Raw genomic sequence first — 22,421 nt, 5'->3', positions numbered from 1 at the left:
GGGATTAAAATTAAAAGTTTTGAGAATTTTAAGATTCAGAAGACTCTTCTGCTGCTGGTGCATCACCACCTTCAGCTGCTGCCTCTTCTCCTTCTTCACCTTCCATTTCTTCGTCTTCTACTTCATCTTCTTTTCCTTTCAGTGCACGTGGTACTTCTATACCAGCGATCGTTACGAGCGGGCTGTTTAGAATTTCAAATTCACCCACTTTCAATTCACCTACTTTGATAGATTTTCCAAGTCCAAGCCCTGATACATCTACCTCAATATATTCAGGCATATTTTTCGGCAATGCTTTAATCTGTAGGTATTTCACCTTTCTGATCAACTTACCACCTTGTTGGATACCTGGTGCAGTTCCTGTCGTGTGTACAGGGATGTTCATTTTAATAGGTGTTCCACGGAATAGCTGCAAGAAATCAACGTGCATGATGATTTCACTCACCGGGTGAAACTGGATATCCTGAACGATCGCTTCGAATGGCTCAGGTTCTCCTTCAATTGTTAGTAAAGCAAAATGCGCTTCGTCAGTATAAATAAGGTCTCTAAACAAGATCATTGGAGCGTAGAAGTGAATTTGGTGATCACCGCCGTATACTACACACGGTACCATTCCTTCTTCTCTTAAGCGCTTCGCTTCAGTCTTGCCGAGATTTGCTCTTTTATACCCTATAACCTCAACAGTTTTCATAATTGAATTTGATTTAAAATATGATTTATTTAATAAACAATGAACTAATGGATTCGTGATCGTGGATCTTACGAATGGCTTTCGCAAATAATTCTGCCACGGTCAGTACTTTGATTTTAGAGCTTTCCTGCTTCTGAGGAATGGTATCGGTAATGATCAATTCTTCAAGCGCAGACTCTTCAATGTTTTTGTAGGCATTTCCTGAGAGTACGCCATGTGTGGCGATGGCCCTAACAGAATTAGCTCCTTTTTCTTTAAGTAGGGTTCCTGCTTTACTTATTGTCCCGGCAGTATCTACCATATCATCTACCAAAACGACATCTTTTCCTTCCACATCACCAATTACCTGCATGGAGGCCACTTCGTTGGCACGCTTTCTATGCTTGTCACAGATTACCATATCAACCTCGAACAGTTTGGCATACGCTCTGGCTCTTGCTGTTCCCCCCACATCAGGAGATGCGATGATCATATTGTCAAGATCCAGTTTTTTAAGGTATGGATAGAAGATGGCAGATGCGTCAAGGTGATCCACCGGAATATCAAAGAATCCTTGTATCTGACCAGCATGTAAGTCACATGTCATGATACGATCCGCACCGGCTGAAGTCAATACATTAGCCGCTAGTTTAGCCGCAATCGAAACCCTTGGTTTGTCTTTTCTGTCTTGTCTGGCATATCCAAAATAAGGGACAACCACTGTAACGTATTTTGCACTTGCTCTTCGAGCTGCGTCGATCATTAAGAGAAGTTCCCAAATATTATCAGCAGGAGGGACAGTGGATTGGATGATGAAAACGTCAGAGCCACGAACGGACTCTGTAAAGTAAACGCCCATCTCGCCATCACTAAAGGTTTGTTTTTCACTCTTTCCCAAAGGCTTCCCGTAGTTATTGGCAATTAAGCTTGCTAATTCTGTGGTAGCTGATCCGGAAAATATCTTTACTGATGACATCTTAAGCGAAAATAAATCCCGCCTTCGTTAGCGGGATTTTAGTTGTTAGCTCCCTTCGGAACTTGTTGGCCTACTAGGGCTCGAACCTAGACTCTTCTGGACCAAAACCAGACGTGTTGCCAGTTACACCATAGGCCAATACCGGATGATTTTATAAGTGTTTGTCCTTCACTTCCGTATAAACGGACGGCAAAATTAGCTGATATTTTTTTAAATCAAAAGACTTAGTTTTTACTATCTGAACAAAATTTGATTCTCATAAATAATTTATGAGATAAGATTGATGATCCGTTAATTAATACCCTTGATAATTCTATTTTTACGATCCTATGAAATTGCCTATGCCTTTATCAAAAAACTACTTACAAATTCTATTGCTTTTCCCAATAATATGTTATTCTCAATTTGAATTTGAAGAAAGCGGAAGCATCTCTCTTGAAAGACCAAATGACATGTACTTTGATGACGTTGATAGTGACGGACACTTGGACATTGTTACAGTCGGTTCTGACGTAACAACCGTTTTTTACGGTAACGGTAATTCAGTATACAATGAAGTAGTCATAGATTCTGAAATGCACGATTTTGGAAGTTCGGTATATGCGTTTGATTCGGATAACGATGGTGATCTCGAAATAATTGTTGGTGGGTCTTTATTTATTAGCATATCAACAAATCTGGGTGATAGAAAATTTGAAACTGTAGACCTAATAACTGAACTTCCATTTTATCCACAAGAAGTTGCGATTAAATCTGTAATTACACTAGGTTCTTTGGATTTCAACAACGATGGCTTGCTTGACTTGGTAGGGGGGAATCAAGCAGATTATGACATTTTTATAATGGAAAACTTAGGTAATGGCCAATTTACAAATGGTGAAATCATTTATACAAATGGCGATAGTGATCAAAATAATAATATGCTAAACCAAATAAAAATAATTGACTTCAATGAGGATGGTTATGATGATATTGTCACCCTATTTGACGAGCACGTCACTTTAAGTTTGAACGATCAGGCGGGCGGATTCAGTTCGGAAGAGTTGATATCAGAACCAGAGGCTAATCTTTATTCATTCACGATTCAGGATTTTAATAATGATGATATTATTGATTTGGCTATGGTTGATTTTCCTGATCAATTGCTGATATATTATTTTAATCCTAATGGAACATACAACAAAGAAGTGACGAAGGTGAGTACCAATAGTCTTATATCAATAAGTTCTGCTGACGTTGACTTAGATGGCGATTATGATCTTGCGTTTTCAACATTTATTGATGGAAAGGTGTTCTTTAGCTTAAACGAAAATGGTCGATTTCAGAGTCACACTCTTTTAAAAGAGAATTTCGGTGCTTCTTATGTTGACTTTGCAGATTTGAATGGGGACGGAAAAGCTGATTTGGTTTCAAGAGGTTTAGCGAATGATAAGATCATTTGGTTTGAGAATCAGACAGTACTTAACATTGAAGACCCTAATAAAGTAGTTGTTTATCCAACTATATTCTCAAAAGGTCTCACAATTGAAAATTCTACGAGGAATAAAATCAAATATTCTATTGCCGATTTCAACGGAAAAATTGTTTTGAAGGGGAGTTCAACTTCAGATCAAATCCAGATCCCAACTGATAATCTTTCAAGCCAGTCCTATATTCTCAAAATCCTTACCGATTCAAAGGTTTTTGTTAGGAAAATACTAAAAAGTAACGAATGAGAAGATATGTCTCTTTTTTCAAAGTCTTACTTTCACCCACTCAAATGCATTTGCAAATGGCTCCATCCATGGAGACACTTCTGCATGCTCTAATCCTTGCTTATATGACCAGTTCCATTGAAATAGCGAACGCTCAAGGTGTGGCATGATTGCTAGATGTCTTCCGTCTTCTGAGCAAAGTGCCGCAGTATCGAATGAGCTTCCATTGGTGTTGCCAGGGAATTCCCTGTACGAGTATCTCACTGGAATCTTGAAGTCTGCTTCATTTTCCAGTATAAATCGACCTTCACCATGAGCAAGCCAGATACCTAGTTTGGAACCAATCATGGATTCAAGCATAATTGAGTTTGTATCTTCAATGTCCACACTCACAAATCCACACTCAAATTTGCCGGAAGTATTATGATGCATTTTTGGGTGTTTATCGCCCATCTCCGGATAGATCAGTCCCAGTTCCATCATCAGCTGACAACCGTTGCAGACGCCTAAACTCAAGGTATCTTCTCTGGCATAGAATGCATCCAATGCTGCCTTTGCTTTTTCATTAAACAAGAAAGACCCAGCCCAACCTTTCGCTGATCCAAGTACATCTGAATTGGAGAAGCCACCAACGAAAACAATGAGATTCACTTCGCTCAGATCTTCTCGTCCGGTGATCAGGTCTGTCATGTGAACATCCTTCACATCGAACCCTGCCAGCCACAACGCATAAGCCATTTCCCGGTCGCTATTCACACCCTGCTCACGGATGATCGCTGCTTTTACTCCGGACTTACCTTTTCGGTTGAAGTCCAGGTTGTAGCTAGCTGCCTTACCATCAAACCTTTTTGGAAAAGTGTAGGAGAGTGGCTGCTTGAATCTATTTTCGGTGCGTTGTTTAGAAACCTCCGGTTTGGTTTGCTTGAGGTCTAATAGCGCAGAGGTCTTAAACCAGGTATCTCTTGCTTTCTCAATGTCAAATGTGTGGTCGAAAGCACCATTTTTAATTGAAACCTTTCTTTCATCTTTGATGGTTCCAATTTCAGTCCACTTAGCTCCGGACTTTTCAAGTTCCTTAGCCGCATGTTTATCTACCTGAAGAATCAGTGCGGGCTTTTCTGAGAAAAGAACTTTCACAGTGTCTGCCTCACCCAATGATGAAACATCAATATCCAATCCACCTTTGGTGTTGGCGAAGTTCATTTCAAGAAGAGCAGTGATCAAACCGCCTGCAGATACATCATGTCCTGCGATAACCTGCCCATTGGCTACTAGCTGCTGAACGATGTTAAAGGCATTTGAAACGACTTCCACTTTTGTGTCAGGCGTTCTGGCTCCAAGTTTGGTTTGGGTTTGTGCGAATGAAGATCCGCCCAACTCAAAGCCACTTCCTGAAAAGTCCAGGTAAACAATTTTTGAATCTTTCTTATTATAGTCGATAACCGGACTGACGGTTTTATTGATGTCTGAAACTTCAGCAACTGAACTGATAATTACTGTACCAGGTGCGAATACTTTTTCCCCATCCGGGTACTTCTGTGTCATAGACATGGAGTCTTTGCCTGTAGGTACGTTGATACCAAGCTCACACGCAAAATCACTAATGGCTTTAACCCCTTCATAAAGTCTGGCATTCTCACCGTCATTCTTTGCAGGCCACATCCAGTTGGCACTTAGGGATACGCCTTTCAGACCATGAGTTAATGGAGCCCACACCAGGTTAGCCAAAGCTTCAGTAATGGAAAGTCTCGATCCCGCTCCGGCATTGATCAGTCCGGGAACAGGGGAGTGACCGATAGAAGTGGCTATTCCCTTGTTCGACTTAAAGTCCAGTGCCATCACAGCCACATTGTTTAGTGGTAGCTGAAGTTCACCACATGTCTGCTGAGTAGCTACCCGTCCGGTCACACATCGATCAACTTTATTTGTTAGCCAGTCTTTGCAAGCCACCGCTTCAAGCTGAAGAACTGCATTCAGATATTCATCAATCTTGTTTTCCGAGTAGGAAATTTCTTCAAAGTCGGATTGCTGTGTTTGATCTTCAAGAACGGTCTTCGGTGAGGATCCAAACAAGTGATGGAGTTTTAAATCAAAGGGGGAGGCTTCTCCATTATTTTCAAATTTCAATTCATTATTGTCTCCTGCTTCACCCACCTCATAGTAGGGTGCACGTTCTCTTTCAGATACGCGTTTGAGGTATCCCGCATCTTGTTCTTTGATCACCAATCCCATGCGCTCCTGTGATTCGTTTCCAAGAACTTCTTTGGCAGACAGGGTTTCATCACCAACAGGAAGCTTCTTTAAGTCAATAATACCCCCGGTTTCCTCTACTAGTTCAGAAAGACAATTTAAATGGCCTCCTGCACCATGATCATGGATTGAGGTAATGGTATTGTCTTCAAGTTCTACCATGGCCCGAACGGCGTTGGCAACTCGCTTTTGCATTTCCGGGTTGGAACGCTGAACGGCGTTCAATTCAAGTGCTTGATTAAAAGCCCCGGTATCAACGGAAGAGACAGCTCCTCCGCCCATGCCAATGCGATAGTTGTCACCACCCATCACAACAATTTTCTCACCGGCTTTGACGTGCTTTTTCTGAGCGTCCTTCTTTTTTCCATAGCCAATTCCACCTGCCTGCATGATCACTTTGTCATAACCATACTTTTTGCCACCTTCTTCATGTTCGAAGGTGAGAACACTTCCACAGATAAGTGGCTGACCAAACTTGTTCCCATAATCACTGGCACCATTTGATGCTTTCGTCAGAATCTCCTGAGGAGTTTGGTATAACCATTTTCTGGCAGGTTTTTCCCAGCTTTTATTTCCTCCCAAACGGGAGTAGGAAGTCATGTAAACCGCTGTTCCAGCTAAAGGAATACTCCCCTGACCACCAGCCATTCGGTCTCTGATTTCTCCGCCTGACCCTGTGGCAGCTCCATTGAAAGGCTCCACGGTAGTAGGAAAATTGTGTGTCTCCGCTTTTAGCGAGATCACCGATTCAAATTCTTTGGTATCAAACCAATCCGGTTTGTCTTGAGTGGCCGGAGCAAACTGTTCGATTTTAGGTCCCTGAATGAAAGCTACATTGTCTTTATAAGCAGAAACGAGGTAGTTGGGATTTTCCTTTGAAGTTCTCTTGATCCATTGGAATAGCGATAGCTCTTGTTCTTCACCGTCGATAATGAATGTTCCGTTGAAGATTTTGTGCCGACAGTGTTCGGAGTTGATTTGAGAAAATCCGAAGACTTCAGAGTCGGTGAGTGGCCTTCCGATTTCATTCGAAACACCTTCCAGATATTCAATTTCTTCCTGACTTAATGCCAGTCCTTCCTGCTTATTGTAGGCTGCAATATTTTGAATATGCTCGATGGGTTCCGGCTTTCGATCCAATGTAAAAATGGATTGATCCAAACCCTCGTAAATCTGCTGAAGCATCGGGTCGAAGGCTCCTGCAGATGATTCAGAAATGTATGTTTCGATTCGGAAAATTGAATCAATGCCAGCATTGTGAGCGATATCTGTCGCATTGGTACTCCAAGGGGAGATCATTTCCTTTCTGGGGCCAATGAACTTCCCGGAGATAGCTTCTTTGTTGACCGGGTTAGCATCGGAAAAAAGCCAGGTTAGTTTATCGATTTGATCGGAAGAAAGGGTTTTGGATACACCTACTGCAATAACAGCGTCATCAGAATTTTGGAAGAATTGGATCATGAAAGGAACCTCGTTTTGAAGTCCGCAAAATTAATCCTTTTGTAGGCTTTGACTCACTCTGATTTCAACAATTTGCGTATGCTTTTTCTTAAAGCTTTTACAGTCATGGAAGAATATCCGATAACTACTTTATCAATCACACCTTCCTGATTCACCACAAAATGAGTAGGGAAGGATCTCACATTCATTTCCAAACAGAAATCTTTCGCGTCTGGAATCGATTGATAATCAAAATCACGTTTCTGTAGAAATTTGCTCACTTGTTCATGAGAGTCAAAGGTCGGAGCAATAAATATGATTTCCTCATCCTGAAACTCCTCAACCATTTCATTCATCTCTGGCATTTCAACAATGCAAGGTCTACATCGGGTAAACCAGAAATTGACCAGCATAATCTTCCCTTTTGTATCCTTTGAACTTACCTGCGCACCTTCCAACGTTGTTAGATCAAATTCCGGGAAGGGTTCACCTTTTAACTTTTTGACTTCCTTTTTTGCATCGGCTACTTCTTTGATTTGCTCTTTAGTGGGTGTTTGACAAATCACTATCAGGGGTATGCTTAGCAAAAGAAAGGTGTATATGAATTTCATTTTTCAGTGCTTTTATCAAGTATCAATTTAGCTACTTCCGGTTTAATGAGCTGGTGGTGTTTTAAAGGAAGGATATCAACCTTAAAGTCACCCATCTTCTGAATGATGGGCAAAATCTTTGCCGGTTTGATAATGTGATCTTTGCTTCCAAGAATAATATGTCGTTCAAAACGATGACTTTGGAAGTGCTTCGTTAGTTGTTTTTTAGTGTAGCCCAGCGATTTGAAATGATTCCAGGAGGTGTAGACACGTTTTCGGTTGGCTTCATCTCCAAGCTCTTTTCTTACAAAATCGCCAAGGTATGGACTGACCAGCTTGTATTTATCATTGAATGCGACGAGCTTTTCCAGTTTGTTAGGTCTTAACATGATGTATTTGAAAAGCCACCTAATTGTCCAGTTGGTGGCTAATTTGAACCAAATGGTTAAGAAAATACCATCTGGAGCTATCAGTATCAACTCTCTTACCTTTTCAGGAAATGCGAGCGAAGAGGAAATAGCAAACCGACCACCCAAACTGTATCCCAGTATGGAAAACTGCACAATGTTTTCCTGATCAAGGAAATGAGACAAGATGGATTTCCACTCCGTCTTGGTAAGATCACCTAGCTCTTTGGTACTGTCACCGTGATAAAAAATGTCTATTGCATAAATCGTATACTTCTCTGATAGTTTATGCTCCCACGATTCAAATATTTTTTTGTCTTGCCCGAACCCATGAAAGGTAATTAATATTTCAGCTCCGTTTCCATACTTAGAATATACAAGCTGTCCATTGGTAAGGGATACTTTCGTCATTTCGTTGCGAAAAATAGGTTCATTTATTGTTCACCAAAAATTTTTAGCAAAAAACCGAACTAATTCTATTACTATTCGTTGTTTTGCACGGCGGAAACTTTTAATGCGCTGAAAGTTTCCGTAGTGTTAACGGTTTTTTATCCGAAAAATTGAGAAGTGGAAGCGAAAGAAAAAATACTGAGTAGTGCGGAGGAATTGTTTATCCAATATGGTATACGTAGTGTGACCATGGATGATGTGGCGCGTGAAGCCTCCATGTCTAAGAAAACCTTGTATCAATACTTTGATAACAAAGACGGGTTGGTATCCGAAGTTGCCCTGAATCATTTTCAAAGAGAGACATCTGAGTTTGAGGAAATAGAAAGTCAGGCAAAGGATGCCATACATGAAATCCTGTTAGTCTCTCAGTGTCTGAGGCAACATGTTTTTCGCATGAACCCATCCTTGCTTTATGATATGCAGAAGTATCATGGAAAAGCATGGGATCAGTATCAGGAATTCAAGCAGGGAACCATACGAGCTCACATTGAAAGAAATATTGAACGAGGCAAGAATGAAGGTTTTTTCAGGTCAGGAATAAACGCCAAAGTTCTGTCAACCCTCAGAGTAGAAGGGGTGCAGCTGGTTTTTAATACCAAGATTTTCCCTCGGGAGGAGTTTGATTTCCGGGAGGTCCAGTTGCAAATCCTTGATCACTTTATACACGGACTATTGACCGATATGGGTCGCAAGAAATACGAAGAATACATGCATTTAGAATCTACAAATCACACACGCTAAACTATGAGAGGACTACTTATACTATCACTATTGTTTATGAGCACTTCATTTGAAGTGCTTTCACAGGAAAAGCTAGGTCTTTCCTTGAATGACTGTATTAGCTATGCGCTCGAAAACAATGAGCAATTGGAAATTGCTCGGTTAGATAATGAGATCGCAAGAACACAAATTAATGAAACACTAGCCAGAGGACTGCCTCAAGTAAATGGCTCTGTTGGTTTAGTGAAGAATTTTGAAATTCAGACAAGTTTTATTCAAGACTTCATATCTCCGGCAGTTTATGGTGTACTAATTGATGAAAGTCTCTTACCCGATGGAACTCAAATTCCAGAACCACAAACATTTCCAGCCGCATTTGAAACGGAATATTCTGGTCAAGCTGGTTTGACTGCAAGACAGTTGATTTTTGATGGTTCCTATTTTGTCGGATTAAAAGCGGCTCAAACTGTTAAACTTTTAAGTCAGCGGGAGCAGAAGCAGACGGAAGTTCAAATTGTTGAAGGGGTATCCAAAGCTTATTACCTTGTTTTGATCACCAAAGAAAATCTAGATTTTCTAGGACGTAATTTCGGGACAATTGACACATTGCTTCAGGAAACTGAAGCAATGTATGAGGTGGGTTTTGCAGAAAAGATTGATGTCTCAAGATTGAAAATTCAGCATAATAACATTAAGACTGAACTGAAGAATAATACCGAGCTATTAATTACATCTCTGAACTTGCTCAAGTTTCAAATGGGTATGCCTTTGAATCAACGAATTGCATTGACAGATGATTTATCTAATATTAGTCTAACACCAGTTACAGAACCTGGAGGAGAGTATCATGTCAATAGGCCTGAGTATGATGTGTTGCAGACTAATAAGGATTTAATTGACCTAAATATTAAAAACTTTCAGTCACAATACATCCCAAATATTTATGCCAATTTCAATTTTGGATGGACCGCTGGTACAAATAGTTTCAGTAGGCTTACCGAGTTTAATGATCAAACTTGGTTCAGGTACAGCAATTTGGGTGTTACATTATCAATCCCAATTTTCGATGGGCTCTCTAAGAGAGCTAACATTCAGCGAAATAGAATACAGAAGCAACAGGTAGAGGAGTCAATATCTCAATTTGAAAACAATGTTGACCGTGAGGTCGCTGAAGCTAAGGTCAAAGTTGATAATGCAATTAGATCGGTGGAAACTCAAAGTGAAAACGTTGAGCTGGCTGAAGAAGTTTATGAAATGACCAAGGCTAAATATCAGGAAGGAATAGGTTCCAACTTGGAGGTCATTGAAGCAAATACTTCTTTGAAGGAATCGAAGACCAACTATTTAAATGCACTTTATGAAGCTGCAACATCACAAATCGAACTTAAAAAAGCACTTGGAACTCTTTATAACAACTAAGATCATGAGGAAGATCAAATACATAATCACACTTACTATTATAGCTGCCCTTGCTGTGGCGTGTGGCAGTGCATCTGGCGATCAGGGCCTTGCTGCAAAAAAGAAACAATTGGAAGACCTACAAAATCAGGCGCAGGAATTGGACGCTCAAATAGCTCAGCTTGAGCAGGAAATAAAAGCTGTCGATCCTGACTTCAAACGGAATAATAAGTCAGCCATTTTGGTAGCGATAGAAGAATTGGCTAAGAAAACTTTTACACATGAAGTTGAAATCAGAGGTTCTGTAGCATCAAAAAAGAATGTGTTACTTTCTGCAGAGGCGATGGGTAAAATTGAGTCGATCAATGTAAGAGAGGGCCAAAAAGTATCCAAAGGACAGGTTTTGGTTTCTTTGGATACTGATGTAGTGAGCAACAACATGAAGCAGGTCAAAGCTCAGCTGGATTTGGCTAACGAAGTATTTAATCGTCAGAAAAAACTATGGGAACAGAAAATTGGTACGGAGGTTCAATTTCTTGAAGCGAAAGCAAACAAGGAGTCACTTGAGAGTCAACTGGCCGTTTTAAACTCCCAGCTCAATATGATGATCGTGAGGGCTCCATTCAATGGGGTGGTTGACAATATTCCAGCCAGAATTGGTGAGGTAGCACAACCTGGAGCTCCTCTCGTGAGACTGGTAAGTCCCGATGATACTTACATCTCAGCAGACGTTTCAGAATCGTTCCTTGGTAAATTTTCCAGAGATCAGAAAGTAGAGGTTTATTTCCCATCTCAAAACAAAAGGGTTTTGTCCAAAATCAAGTCAGTGGGTCAGACGATTAAGTCTGAAAACAGAACGTTTGAATTAGAAGTAACTCTCCCAAAGCTTGATTTTCCGGCACAGCCTAATCAAGTCGTGGTACTGAAGCTCGTTGACTACAGAAATGACCAATCGTTGGTTGTGCCTACAAAGGTGATTCAGAGCGATAACAAAGGGAACTACGTTTATGTCGTGTCCAATAAAGGTGGTAAACAAATAGCTACGAAAGAACACGTAGAGCTCGGTGTTTCTCACAAGCTAAGCACAGAGGTAAAATCAGGTTTGAACGAAGGACAAATGCTGGTAACACAGGGGTACAGGGATTTATCCGAGGGAGTCGAAATTTCGGTTGCCAAGTAATCTATTAATTCAAATAATATGTCAGAGGAATTAAAAGATATCAAAACGGAAAAGGAGTTTGGTCTAACCACACTCTCACTCCGCAATAGAACTACGGTTTACGTTTTAACGGCAATTGTGATTTTTGCCGGCCTTTTTTCATATATCAGTCTGCCAAAGGAAAGCTTTCCTGAAATCAGGCAGCCGGTCGTTTATGTGGGAACGCCATACCCCGGGAACTCCCCGGTAGACATGGAAAACCTAATTACACGTCCGATAGAAAATGAGCTCAACTCCATTTCTGAGGCAGATGTAATTAAATCTACTTCCGTTCAGGACTATTCTACCATTATCGTGGAGTTTACACCTGAAACAGATGTGGAGGACGCATTGACTAAGGTGAAAGATGCTGTGGACAGAGCAAAACCTGAGCTACCATCTGATTTGGAGCAGGATCCGAATGTGTTCGATATGAATTTTTCGGAATTTCCAATTCTGAATATCAACCTGTCCGGTGATTACAGCATGACCAAGCTGAATGAATATGCAGAGTATCTGGAGGATGAGATTGAGAAGGTTAAGGAGATTTCTAAGGTAGAAATCAGAGGGATTGATGAGAGGGAAGTAAGGTTAAGCGTTGATCCATACCAAATGGAAGCTCGTGAAGTCAACTTCAGTGACATAGAGCAGGCGATTAGAAGTGAAAACATCACGCTATCTGGGGGTACCTATAAAGAGGGAGAGATCAGGAGAACGATACGAGTTGAGGGGGAGTTTGAGGAGCCCAAGGAAATCCTTGACGTGGTGGTTAAAGCTGAGAAAGGAAACATCGTATATCTCCGTGATATCGCTGATGTATCCTTTGATTATGTAGAGAAGAAAAGTTACGCACGACTATATACTCAGCCGGTAGTAATGGTGGATGTTATTAAGCGAAGCGGTGAAAACCTCCTGATTGCTACAGAGAAAATAAACGCGATCCTTGAAAAAGCTCAAGAAGAAGTTTTTCCAGCTGATCTGGTGGTTACCAAGACCAACGACCAGTCTCAGCAAACGAGGGACATGGTGGATAGTCTGGAGAATAATATTATCTCCGGAGTGATTTTAGTGGTAATGGTACTACTATTCTTCCTGGGGCCAAGAAATGCACTTTTCGTGGGTGTAGCTATTCCGCTTTCCATGTTTATTTCATTTATGATCTTAGGGATGCTAGGTATTACTATTAATATGATGGTGCTCTTCTCTTTAATCATGGCACTTGGTATGCTCGTTGATAATGGTATTGTGGTGGTTGAGAATGTTTACCGATTAAGAGAAGAGGGCATCTCAGCTTTTGAGGCAACTAAGAATGGAGTAGGGGAAGTGGCACTACCAATCATCGCTTCTACGGCAACTACATTGGCAGCTTTCCTACCGTTGGCATTCTGGCCAGGCATCATGGGTGAATTCATGAAGTACTTACCGATTACACTGATGATTACCTTGGGTTCGTCATTGTTTGTGGCATTGGTCATCAACCCGGTATTGATCAAATCATTCATGAAATTGGATTCAGGCGAAGTAAGGAAAAAGCGGGTATTGATTTTTGCATTGATTGCTATCGGAGTGGGTATTTTATTAGGCGTAGCTAAGGTTACTGTACTTAGTAATCTGGCCATCATTGCCGGTGTGATTACCCTGTTGAATATTTATGCACTCACACCATTATCCAAACGTTTCAGAAATTTCCTACCTCGAATTGAGGGTATCTATAAGAGTACCTTGAGGTACGCTCTTAGTGGATGGAAACCATATATCTTTTTCTGGGGAACGGCGATTTTGATGGTGGTTTCGATCGTGATTTTTAGTGTTGCATTGATGTCTCCTTCAAAGCCTAATTTGGAATATTTTCCAAAGACTGATCCTCTTTACGTCAATGTATTTATCGAGTATCCGGTGGGAACTGATATCGAAACAACCAATGATTTTACTCAGCGAATTGAGAAGAAAGTCATTGATTTGGTAAAACCTTATGATGAAATTGTAGAGTCAGTCATCGCGAATGTGGGACAGGGGACCTCTGATCCGAATGACCCCTCTGCTTTCGGTGAGCAGGATACACCAAATAAAGCACGTATCACTGTTAATTTTAAAGAATACAAACACAGAAACGGAATTGATACCAAAAAAATACTCACTGAAATCAGGGAAGCTTTGGGTGGATATCCGGGTGTTGCAGTTACGGTAGATCAAAATGCAGATGGACCACCAACCGGGAAACCTATCAGTATTGAAGTGACTGGAAAGGAGTTTACAACACTTATTCAGATTACGGAGGATATGAAAAAGCTGATCAATGAATCAGGAATTCAAGGGATCGAAAAGCTAAAAACTGACCTTCAAACAGGGAAGCCGGAATTGGTTGTAAATATTGATCGGGATAAAGCAAGAAGGTTTGGCTTATCTACATCGTCCATTGCCAATGAAGTCCGTACTGCACTTTTTGGAAAGGAAATATCCAAATACAAAGAAGGAGAGGATGACTATGAGATTCAATTAAGATTGAAAGATGAGTATCGATATGATATTGATGCGCTGATGAACAAGAGTATCGTTTTTCGGGACCAAACTTCGGGTCAGATGCAAAGCGTACCTATTTCTTCCGTTGCTGATGCTGAACTTTCATCTACATATGGTTCCATCAAACGAAATGATTTGAAGCGCCAGGTGATCATTAGTTCCAATGTTGAGTCCGGATACAACCCAACACAAATCAATAATGACATCAAGGAATTACTGGCTGAATATGATATGCCAGCAGGTTATGAGTTCAAATTTGGTGGTGAACAGGAAAAGCAAGCTGAAGAATTTGAGTTTTTGAGTACTGCTTTGATGATTGCTGTGTTTACGATCTTTTTGATCATCGTATCACAGTTTAATAAGGTAACAACTCCTTTCATCATCATGATGTCTGTGGTGTTTAGTACCATCGGTGTGTTCTTAGGGCTTGTTGTTTTTCAGATGAACTTTGTAGTGATCATGACGATGATTGGTATCATCTCACTTGCAGGAATCGTTGTGAATAATGCCATAGTACTTATTGACTTTATTGAGCTGAGTAGAAATAGGTTGAGAGCGGAAACGGGAGAAGATAAGCTTCCAATGGATAAGATCATTGAAGCGATTGTAAGTGCAGGTGTGACCAGATTGCGACCGGTAATACTTACTGCTGTGACAACTATTTTGGGATTAATTCCACTAGCTGTCGGAATAAACATTGATTTCATCAAGTTTATGAGTACTTACGATGCGGACTTTTTCCTTGGTGGTGATAATGTGGCCTTCTGGGGACCTATGTCGTGGACGATCATTTTTGGTCTAACCTTTGCGACCTTCCTTACGTTAGTTATCGTACCAGTAATGTATTTATTCTTCGCAAGAATTAATCGTCGGTTAGGTTTAAGTTAATAGTATATCCCCCGGGTCTTCCTGGGGGATTTTTTATGATATGAGTAGAGTCTATTTCATCGTTTTCTTAGTATCAGTTTATCTGGTGCTGGATATCTATGTTTTCATGGCTGTGAGATCATTGACTGAGAACCTTGCACCTACATGGAAAAGGACGATTTGGATCGGTTACTGGGTACTGAGTATCGGTTCACTCGTGGGAGTGATGCTTTATAGACAGATTGACCCAAAACAGTTTCAGGATTTAAGACTCTATATCACCACCTTCTTTTTTGTCCTTTTTATTGGAAAACTTTTCAGCGCAGTTTTTTTGCTGCTGGAAGATATACGTAGAGGGATCACCTGGTTAGTAAATATCTTTCCTTTCACTGAGGAGGATCATTCCACCTCACGTTCTGACTTTATGCAAAAGTCCGCTCTGATAGCCGGAGCTCTTCCCATTGCTACCATGACCTTTGGAGTAATATCAGGGGCACATGATTATCGGGTTAGGAAGAAAGTGGTGTATTCGCCCAACCTTCCGAAAGCATTTGACGGTATTCGTATAGCTCAAATCTCTGACATTCATACAGGTAGTTTTTTTAATAAGACTGCAGTGGAAGGAGGTGTAGACTTGCTCAATGCTCAGAAACCGGATGTCGCCTTTTTTACAGGTGATCTGGTAAATAACCGAAGTGAAGAAGCTATAGATTACCTCGACATTTTCAAGCGTGTGAGTGCGCCTTTAGGTGTTTATTCTGTAATGGGTAATCACGATTATGGTGATTACACCAGCTGGCCTTCCGAAGAAGCAAAACAAAACGATATTCAGAAGCTACATGATATGCATGCCTACATGGGATATGATTTGCTACTGAATGAAAATAGAACGATAAAAGTAGATGGTGAGGAAATCGCCATTTTAGGATGTGAAAACTGGGGAGCCGGAAGATTCTCTAAATATGGTGATATGTCAAAGACAGTCATAGGAACTGAGGAAAAACCATATAAACTTTTACTGTCACACGATCCGAGCCATTGGGATGCGCAGATTAGACCTAATTATAAGGATATTGACCTGATGCTGGCAGGACATACACATGGAATGCAGTTCGGTGTTGAGATAGGAGATTTTAGGTGGAGTCCGGCACAATACAGATACAAGCAATGGGCAGACCTATATCAAGAGGAGAATCAATCGCTCTATGTGAACAGGGGATATGGTTTTATTGGCTATCCCGGGCGGATTGGCATACTCCCTGAAATTACAATTCTGGAACTTAAACGAAGTTGAAGTAGGGGACATGAAGTGATGATTGTTATATCGTATATATCTTCATGTCATAGGATGATAGGTGATTTTTACAGGTGATTAGGTGAAAAAGGGGCTCTCAGCCCCTTTTTCTTTGAAAGCCTAAACAAGTGTAAGTGCAGGTTTTCTTTTTATCTTTTCGCTGAAATTCGCATTGCATGAGATGAGCATTGACCGCAAGCATACCTACCAAGGATGAAAGTTGTCTAATGTGAATTCCTGCTTCGACGGACCGATGTGCACGATTGAAAATCAACCGCAAACACATGAAAGAAAAGCTGAACCAAATCCAAAAATTCATTGAGGTGGACCTGTGGCGTCTCAGACTTAAATCACTACCGAAACGAAAGAGGTTTTTGTTTGGGTTTATCCGTATTTGGGTAATTGCTATCAAAGAGTTTGTGAATGATAAGTGTGCGGAAAAAGCGTCTGCGTTGACCTACTTATCCATGCTTTCATTGGTTCCGGTATTGGCCATGATCTTCGGGATTGCAAAAGTGTTTGGCATTCGGTCATTGATGGAGCAGGAACTGGAGCGTTACTTCTCCGGACAAACAGAAATTCTCAATCAAGTTCAGCCATTTGTGGACAAAATGCTGGATACACAGAGTGGTGGGATTGTAGCCGGGGTGTCTGCTGTCTTTCTGATCTATACAGTTATCCGCTTGCTCATGAATATTGAGGCAGCCTTTAACGACATGTGGGATATCAAGAAAAGCAGGAGATGGGAGCGTAAGATATCAGATTATGTGGCGGTAATTTTGCTTGGGCCTGTTCTACTCATTGTGGCAAGCAGTGCTACCATCTTTGTAAAAGACACCATTCAAGACTTTATTACAAATTTGGAATTCTTGGGTCAGCTGAAGTCCGGTATTGTATTCCTGCTGAAACTTTTACCGTATACCATTCTTTGGTTTTTGCTCTTTGGACTTTACCTGATCTTTCCGAATACGAGGGTCAAATTCTGGCCCGCACTTTTTGCAGGTATTGTGGCTGGAACGTTGTATCAGCTAAACCAGCAGGCATTTATTTCCTTACAGTTTGCATTCGCTCGATACAATGCCATTTATGGTAGTATTGCTTTCCTTCCTTTGTTTTTGATCTGGCTTCAGATTAGCTGGCTTATTGTGTTATTCGGCGCTGAGATTTGTTACGGTGCTCAGTATATCGACCAGTGGGAGATGAATACTGAGAAACTGAAAATCAGCTTAAACCACCGAAAGAAACTTGTGCTCCTTTTGCTTTATCGGGTGGTGAAGAAATTTGAAAAAGGAGAAGGTGCAATGTTGCTGAATGATCTGGCGGGACAAGTGAATATTCCACGGAAATATGTAGTGGATATCTGCTATGAGTTAGAGCGGTCAGGACTTATAACGCGAATAGAGGCTGATGATGTTGCGTATCAGCCCAGCTTTGACATTCATAAGATGGATTTACACACTATACTCAGTAAGTATGAAAAGGAAGGGATGGGTGATTTTGACCCTAGAAAATCAAAAGCTTTTACGGCGATTGAAGGGGCATTGAAGCAAATTGAAGGTAAATGGAAGAAAAGTGATGTTAATGTCTTGTTGAAAGACCTATGATTTGCGTTGTTTGAACGACCAGGTGAATTCAAATTCGGAGACCACTGTTCCGTCCTTCATTTTCCCGATTGTTTTAAATGTGGCTTCTGCCGATTCACCGGTTTCAATGCATTTTTCTACAGCAGCAAATGCTTTTGCACCATCTTCACAAGTAAAGTAAACTCTTCCGGTGGCTTTTTTTGTGAAGGTTGCTTTAAGGTCGACAATGATGAATGCTACTGATGGCTTCTTTCCTGTGATGGCAAGAAGACATGGAGTAGCGGTGGATAATTCTGCAGCCATACTTTGAACAGCAAAGTATGTAGACTTGAAAGGGTTTTTGGTGAGGTATTTAAATGGGACAGAGGTTGTGCATTTATTTTCATTCAACTCCCGAACCCGCAGGCCAGCTATCCAACCCATTGGAAGGCTTTTTAACATGTAAAGAGGAAACTTAAATCCGTTGGTAACCTGATTTGCCAGGTGCTGTTGTTTGGGGTTAAGGGCCATCTATTGGTTGTTTTGTTCCTTGGCCAGAATTTTCTTTTTTTCCTGGTTCATGAAGTAACTTTCCAGGGCTCCTTCGGAAAACTTGATAATCAAGAACAACACACCCAGGATTCCTAAGCTGACAAACTGGGTATCAAAATACGTGTCAATAATAGGTTCAAGAAGAAGCTGCTCCAGAATGAATAATATGACAGCTACGGTGAGCAATATCGTCGAGGCTTTACGTCCTACTTTAGCTTTTGCCAGTTGCGTAACTGTGTCGGCCAGCTGAACATTCTTGTCTTTGATTTCTTCGTTCTGCTCACGAATCTGCATATTGGCATTATCCAGCTTTTTCTGCAGTCGGTCTGAAACTCGGGTGATTACTTTAGCTTGAGCCACCAACTCCTCGTATTCATCTGAGAAGGCATCCAGGTCTTCTTTATAGATCGCATGCGTTTCAATTTTCGCTCTGAATCTCCTGAGACTATCTATCTCATCATAATAAAGCTCCTGGTTTTTGTCCATCTATACTCGGCGAATCATAAGTCGTCTTCTTCTATTTCAAAGAAGTTGAAATTTAAGTCCAGCAAATCACTGTAGTCTTCTCCAGCCTCCATCATATCATCATCACCTTCTTCAAAGTACCAGTTGATCGTGATCTTTTTTCCACTATCTTCAATTTTACTCAATCGCTTGAAAACATCAAAGAGACATTTTGAAGAGCTTGTATTAAAATACTCGAAAGCAATGTTTGTTGTGAATTCAGGACCTCCTGAGATTGCGTATTCATCAAGGTTGTCCAGAATCTTCTGATAGAACTGTATGGAATTCTCCGGACTGGATCTCCCTTTCATTTCTAACAAACCTTCATCTGGATCAAAGTTGATCAGGGGAGTTGTTCTTGTTGGTTCGATGAATACTTTTTCCATAAATTCCTCTACGGTTTGTAAGTTAATCTTTTCGTACTATCCTTCTATTCTTGGTAACCTAATTTGAAAAGTAAAATAGCTCACCTTGTCAGTCACTGGTTGAAACTTATATCTGAGTTTCTGACCCCCCGTTTTTCGGGCGATATCTATAAACCCAAGGCCACCAGTTCCCTTGTCTGAAAATTCCTGCTCTGCAAGTACTCTTTTATAAAGGGCTCTTAACTCATCAGCATCTACCGCATTGATATCATCTAGTCGCTTTTGAATTTCTTTCGTTTTTTCTGCCGGAATGTAATTACCTGTTTGCAAACTGTAAAATCTCTTTCGTGCGGCGATCATAATAAGTGCGGAGTTAGAATCATAACTACTCACTTTCATATCATCGGCGTTCACTTCGTCCAGATGATAGTACAGATTTTGTATACATTCTGTGGCTACATTGTAAAACTTCTTTTTGACCTTTCTGTTTTCCTCCAGCTCCTCAAGTCTTTCTTCCAGTGTCCCTATCATGGCAGTCACCAGGTCAAAGGTTAGTTCACCCTTGAACATCAGGATAATGTTTTGATCATAAATATTTTTGTAGCTCCTCAGATAATCCATAAATAGGGGTCAATTTTCTTTGGGCTGGAAAAGTAAGAACTTATGACTAATTAAACCAAATGTTTAATCACCTAAAACTTTGCAGTGATTATCAATCGATTAAGGTCGCCAGCATTCCAACCCTAAATTCTTCTTGCGAGCAAAATTATGTTCTTTGTTAGACTTAGCAGATTAAAACTCAATGAAAAGGCAAATTATGCTTTTCTTTATTACATTAGTATAGGTGACGGATGCCGAAAAGAGTGTAGGTATTTTTGTTAGCCGTTCCTAGAGGGAAATCGGTATAAAAATGTGATATTTCCAATAATACTATTTTTAGTATAGATTTGAGGGACTTGCTAATAGGATTTTTTTAATTCTTTCGGCTAATAGAGATTAACTAGTTAAGAGTTTAACCAACTACGTTTAAGGTATGTTAAAGAAGGATTTATATGCCAATGTCTATATTCTGACGGCATTGGTTTTGATAGGGGCGGTAGCATATTACGTCTTTGTCCTCCAGAAAGAGATTAAAAACTCTTTCAATCAAGATCCACAGATAGTTCAAATATCCGCGGAACAGGCTGCAAAAGGCCAACAAATCGTGAAGGCTGCAGTAGGAATGGGGTACGCGCGAAATGAAGGCCAGTTTGATTATTTCAAAGCAGAGTTACAAAGGGTATATCCCGAGTGGGTCAAAGGTCATCAGGCCCTGATAAATGGGGATGAAGAACTGGGAATATCTCAGCCCTCCCAGACAGATGAATACCTTGCTATGCAGGATGAGTTGAAGTTTCTATTCTTTGACATGAATAGCAATGCCTCTAATGTTTTGGATGTATCTTTTTCTTTAGATGATGCAAATATTAATAGAAGGTCTTTAAGACAATCAATAGAAGGATTGGTAAATGCTGTTCGTAAATATGAGGACGGGGTGGACAGCATTACAAGCTATTTTGTGAACAATGCCCAAAATAGGGGAGCAAGTATTGGCCTTGCCGAATACGTTGGCTTCTCAATCTTTATAGGCATCTTCCTGGTACAGGGTTTCTTTATCTTTAGACCGCTTGTGAAACTGGCAAGTGAGAACTATCTATCTGCAAACAAGGCTTTTGTGAAAGTGAAGAAATCAGAGCAGCAGCTTAAGATCAACTTCCAGAAACAAAAACTCATTAACAAGAAACTATATCTCTCACGAAAAGAGCTCGAAGAGAAAAATACGAAACTTGAGGAATCCGAGGCTAAGTTGCTTAGGTCATCTGAAGAGCAAATTAAAATCAATGAGCGTTTGATTGCAGCACAGGATGAATTGAACCTTGCATATAAGAAGCTTCAGGACTCTGAAGTGGAGATTCGGGAATTGGCAGATAAACAATTGCAGGATAATGAGAAATTATTCCTTGCAGAGAAGAAACTACAATCTACGCTTGAGAAGGAGCAGAAATCGAAAGAAGAACTGGCGAAGGCCCTTGATTCATTGAAGGGTGCACAGTCACAGTTGGTACACTCAGAAAAGATGGCCTCTCTTGGTCAGCTTACAGCAGGTATTGCGCATGAGATTAACAACCCGATTAACTTCATATCGAGTGGTATGGTATCATTGAAGATGTCCATAGAAGCGATGCGGGATATTGCCGAAGAATACACCCGACTGGACGATGGTGATGATCCGAAGGATGTGCTGGAGTCAGTGAAGGAGCTGAAAGAAGAACATGAGTATGAAGAGATAGTGGATGAGCTTGATGACCTAATCAACGACATCAACTATGGTGTGCAGCGTACCATTGAAATCGTAAAAGGTCTTAGGGTATTCTCCAGACTCGATGAGGAGGAAGCGAAGAATGCGAATGTCAACGAGAACATCGATGCAACTTTAACCCTCCTTAGAAACAAAACAAAAGGTAAGATCGAAATCACGAAACACTACGATGAAAGCATGCATGAGATTGAGTGTTTCCCTGGTCAGCTTAATCAGGTATTCATGAACATTCTTAACAATGCAGTACAAGCAATGCCGGAGGATAGAAAGGATGCCGAGATTACGATTTATACTGAAGAAGCTGATAACGAAGTTTATGTAAGGATCAAGGATAATGGGGTAGGTATTCCTGATGAAATCAAGGATCGAATTTGGGAACCATTCTTTACTACGAAAGAGGTGGGAGTAGGTACAGGTTTGGGAATGTCCATTACATATGGTATTGTTGAGAAGCACGGAGGTAAGATTGACCTGACGAGTGAAGTTGGCAAGGGTACCGAGTTTGTAATTACTTTGCCTAAGAAAATCACTCCAATCAAAAAGAAGGCAGACAAAGAGGTAGCAGAGAGCAATTAATCATTAACAACATTTAGACCAAGGGCAGG

The 22,421-nt window shown here is 40.7% G+C and carries 17 protein-coding genes and 1 tRNA gene; 8 read left to right on the top strand and 10 right to left on the bottom strand.

The window, feature by feature from the left end:
• Positions 1-28 precede the first annotated feature (28 nt).
• The 3 genes from ACOQON_RS09120 to ACOQON_RS09110 form a co-directional block, all read right to left on the bottom strand.
• Positions 29-691 carry a 50S ribosomal protein L25/general stress protein Ctc gene (locus tag ACOQON_RS09120; protein ID WP_420578617.1) on the bottom strand — a complete coding sequence of 221 codons (663 nt, stop codon included), beginning with the start codon at positions 689-691 and terminating at the stop codon, positions 29-31.
• 25 nt (positions 692-716) lie between these two features.
• A complete protein-coding gene (locus ACOQON_RS09115; RefSeq protein WP_420578616.1) occupies positions 717-1,646 on the bottom strand; it encodes a ribose-phosphate pyrophosphokinase in 930 nt (309 codons plus the stop codon).
• A 65-nt stretch (positions 1,647-1,711) separates the two neighbouring features.
• Positions 1,712-1,784: transfer RNA gene (locus tag ACOQON_RS09110), tRNA-Gln, on the bottom strand.
• Positions 1,785-1,975: 191 nt separating this feature from the next.
• Between ACOQON_RS09110 and ACOQON_RS09105 the strand changes: the two genes are divergently transcribed.
• Complete coding sequence (locus ACOQON_RS09105; protein WP_420578615.1) at positions 1,976-3,361, top strand: FG-GAP-like repeat-containing protein; 1,386 nt, start codon at positions 1,976-1,978, stop codon at positions 3,359-3,361.
• Positions 3,362-3,379: 18 nt separating this feature from the next.
• On the opposite strand, the gene purL is transcribed toward ACOQON_RS09105, so the two are convergent.
• The 3 genes from purL to ACOQON_RS09090 are packed head-to-tail and all read right to left on the bottom strand — an operon-like array spanning position 3,380 to position 8,438.
• Positions 3,380-7,051, bottom strand: a complete 3,672-nt coding sequence (gene purL / locus ACOQON_RS09100) for a phosphoribosylformylglycinamidine synthase (RefSeq protein WP_420578614.1) — start codon at positions 7,049-7,051, stop codon at positions 3,380-3,382.
• A 53-nt stretch (positions 7,052-7,104) separates the two neighbouring features.
• On the bottom strand, positions 7,105-7,641 hold the full coding sequence (locus ACOQON_RS09095; RefSeq protein WP_420578613.1) for a TlpA family protein disulfide reductase: 537 nt from the start codon (positions 7,639-7,641) through the stop codon (positions 7,105-7,107).
• Positions 7,638-8,438, bottom strand: a complete 801-nt coding sequence (locus ACOQON_RS09090) for an alpha/beta hydrolase (RefSeq protein WP_420578612.1) — start codon at positions 8,436-8,438, stop codon at positions 7,638-7,640. The genes ACOQON_RS09095 and ACOQON_RS09090 overlap by 4 nt, the downstream gene beginning before the upstream one ends.
• Positions 8,439-8,594: 156 nt before the next feature.
• Here ACOQON_RS09090 and ACOQON_RS09085 point away from each other — a divergent pair, with 156 nt between their 5' ends.
• The 6 genes from ACOQON_RS09085 to ACOQON_RS09060 all read left to right on the top strand — a co-directional run bounded on the left by ACOQON_RS09085 (position 8,595) and on the right by ACOQON_RS09060 (position 18,078).
• Complete coding sequence (locus ACOQON_RS09085; RefSeq protein WP_420578611.1) at positions 8,595-9,218, top strand: TetR/AcrR family transcriptional regulator; 624 nt, start codon at positions 8,595-8,597, stop codon at positions 9,216-9,218.
• 36 nt (positions 9,219-9,254) lie between these two features.
• Positions 9,255-10,616, top strand: coding sequence for a TolC family protein (locus ACOQON_RS09080; RefSeq protein ID WP_420578610.1), 1,362 nt, complete (start codon positions 9,255-9,257; stop codon positions 10,614-10,616).
• 4 nt (positions 10,617-10,620) lie between these two features.
• A complete protein-coding gene (locus tag ACOQON_RS09075; protein ID WP_420578609.1) occupies positions 10,621-11,775 on the top strand; it encodes an efflux RND transporter periplasmic adaptor subunit in 1,155 nt (384 codons plus the stop codon).
• A gap of 18 nt (positions 11,776-11,793) precedes the next feature.
• The gene (locus ACOQON_RS09070; protein WP_420578608.1) at positions 11,794-15,201 is read left to right on the top strand and encodes an efflux RND transporter permease subunit; all 3,408 of its coding nucleotides are present in this window, start codon (positions 11,794-11,796) and stop codon (positions 15,199-15,201) included.
• A 40-nt stretch (positions 15,202-15,241) separates the two neighbouring features.
• Positions 15,242-16,474: a metallophosphoesterase gene (locus ACOQON_RS09065; RefSeq protein WP_420578607.1), complete on the top strand. Its 1,233-nt coding sequence runs from the start codon at positions 15,242-15,244 to the stop codon at positions 16,472-16,474.
• Between the two features lie 284 nt (positions 16,475-16,758).
• Positions 16,759-18,078 carry a YihY/virulence factor BrkB family protein gene (locus ACOQON_RS09060; protein WP_420578606.1) on the top strand — a complete coding sequence of 440 codons (1,320 nt, stop codon included), beginning with the start codon at positions 16,759-16,761 and terminating at the stop codon, positions 18,076-18,078.
• On the opposite strand, the gene ACOQON_RS09055 is transcribed toward ACOQON_RS09060, so the two are convergent.
• The 4 genes from ACOQON_RS09055 to ACOQON_RS09040 are packed head-to-tail and all read right to left on the bottom strand — an operon-like array spanning position 18,073 to position 20,078.
• Positions 18,073-18,567: a thioesterase gene (locus ACOQON_RS09055; RefSeq protein ID WP_420578605.1), complete on the bottom strand. Its 495-nt coding sequence runs from the start codon at positions 18,565-18,567 to the stop codon at positions 18,073-18,075. The genes ACOQON_RS09060 and ACOQON_RS09055 overlap by 6 nt on opposite strands.
• The gene (locus ACOQON_RS09050; protein ID WP_420578604.1) at positions 18,568-19,074 is read right to left on the bottom strand and encodes a hypothetical protein; all 507 of its coding nucleotides are present in this window, start codon (positions 19,072-19,074) and stop codon (positions 18,568-18,570) included.
• Positions 19,075-19,088: 14 nt separating this feature from the next.
• Positions 19,089-19,478, bottom strand: a complete 390-nt coding sequence (locus tag ACOQON_RS09045; RefSeq protein ID WP_420578603.1) for a DUF1987 domain-containing protein — start codon at positions 19,476-19,478, stop codon at positions 19,089-19,091.
• A gap of 36 nt (positions 19,479-19,514) precedes the next feature.
• Positions 19,515-20,078, bottom strand: a complete 564-nt coding sequence (locus ACOQON_RS09040; RefSeq protein WP_349562365.1) for a SiaB family protein kinase — start codon at positions 20,076-20,078, stop codon at positions 19,515-19,517.
• Positions 20,079-20,490: 412 nt separating this feature from the next.
• On the opposite strand from ACOQON_RS09040, the gene ACOQON_RS09035 reads away from it, so the two are divergent.
• Positions 20,491-22,392 (top strand): ATP-binding protein, encoded by a 1,902-nt coding sequence (locus tag ACOQON_RS09035; RefSeq protein WP_420578602.1) that lies wholly within the window; start codon positions 20,491-20,493, stop codon positions 22,390-22,392.
• Positions 22,393-22,421: the final 29 nt, after the last annotated feature.

This window comes from Ekhidna sp. (assembly GCF_965221965.1).
Lineage (GTDB): Bacteria > Bacteroidota > Bacteroidia > Cytophagales > Cyclobacteriaceae > Ekhidna.
Note: the sequence above shows the minus strand (reverse complement) of the source record. Positions and strands in the feature narration are given on the sequence as shown.

Excerpts from the sequence above, each read along its gene's own strand:
- ACOQON_RS09065 (WP_420578607.1), top strand. The coding sequence starts at position 15,242 with ATGAGTAGAGTCTATTTCATCGTTTTCTTAGTATCAGTTTATCTGGTG.
- ACOQON_RS09040 (WP_349562365.1), bottom strand. The coding sequence starts at position 20,078 with ATGGATTATCTGAGGAGCTACAAAAATATTTATGATCAAAACATTATC.
- ACOQON_RS09115 (WP_420578616.1), bottom strand. The coding sequence starts at position 1,646 with ATGTCATCAGTAAAGATATTTTCCGGATCAGCTACCACAGAATTAGCA.
- ACOQON_RS09090 (WP_420578612.1), bottom strand. The coding sequence starts at position 8,438 with ATGACGAAAGTATCCCTTACCAATGGACAGCTTGTATATTCTAAGTAT.
- ACOQON_RS09060 (WP_420578606.1), top strand. The coding sequence starts at position 16,759 with ATGAAAGAAAAGCTGAACCAAATCCAAAAATTCATTGAGGTGGACCTG.
- ACOQON_RS09035 (WP_420578602.1), top strand. The coding sequence starts at position 20,491 with ATGTTAAAGAAGGATTTATATGCCAATGTCTATATTCTGACGGCATTG.
- ACOQON_RS09105 (WP_420578615.1), top strand. The coding sequence starts at position 1,976 with ATGAAATTGCCTATGCCTTTATCAAAAAACTACTTACAAATTCTATTG.
- ACOQON_RS09045 (WP_420578603.1), bottom strand. The coding sequence starts at position 19,478 with ATGGAAAAAGTATTCATCGAACCAACAAGAACAACTCCCCTGATCAAC.
- ACOQON_RS09120 (WP_420578617.1), bottom strand. The coding sequence starts at position 691 with ATGAAAACTGTTGAGGTTATAGGGTATAAAAGAGCAAATCTCGGCAAG.
- ACOQON_RS09095 (WP_420578613.1), bottom strand. The coding sequence starts at position 7,641 with ATGAAATTCATATACACCTTTCTTTTGCTAAGCATACCCCTGATAGTG.
- purL (WP_420578614.1), bottom strand. The coding sequence starts at position 7,051 with ATGATCCAATTCTTCCAAAATTCTGATGACGCTGTTATTGCAGTAGGT.
- ACOQON_RS09075 (WP_420578609.1), top strand. The coding sequence starts at position 10,621 with ATGAGGAAGATCAAATACATAATCACACTTACTATTATAGCTGCCCTT.
- ACOQON_RS09070 (WP_420578608.1), top strand. The coding sequence starts at position 11,794 with ATGTCAGAGGAATTAAAAGATATCAAAACGGAAAAGGAGTTTGGTCTA.
- ACOQON_RS09050 (WP_420578604.1), bottom strand. The coding sequence starts at position 19,074 with ATGGACAAAAACCAGGAGCTTTATTATGATGAGATAGATAGTCTCAGG.
- ACOQON_RS09055 (WP_420578605.1), bottom strand. The coding sequence starts at position 18,567 with ATGGCCCTTAACCCCAAACAACAGCACCTGGCAAATCAGGTTACCAAC.
- ACOQON_RS09080 (WP_420578610.1), top strand. The coding sequence starts at position 9,255 with ATGAGCACTTCATTTGAAGTGCTTTCACAGGAAAAGCTAGGTCTTTCC.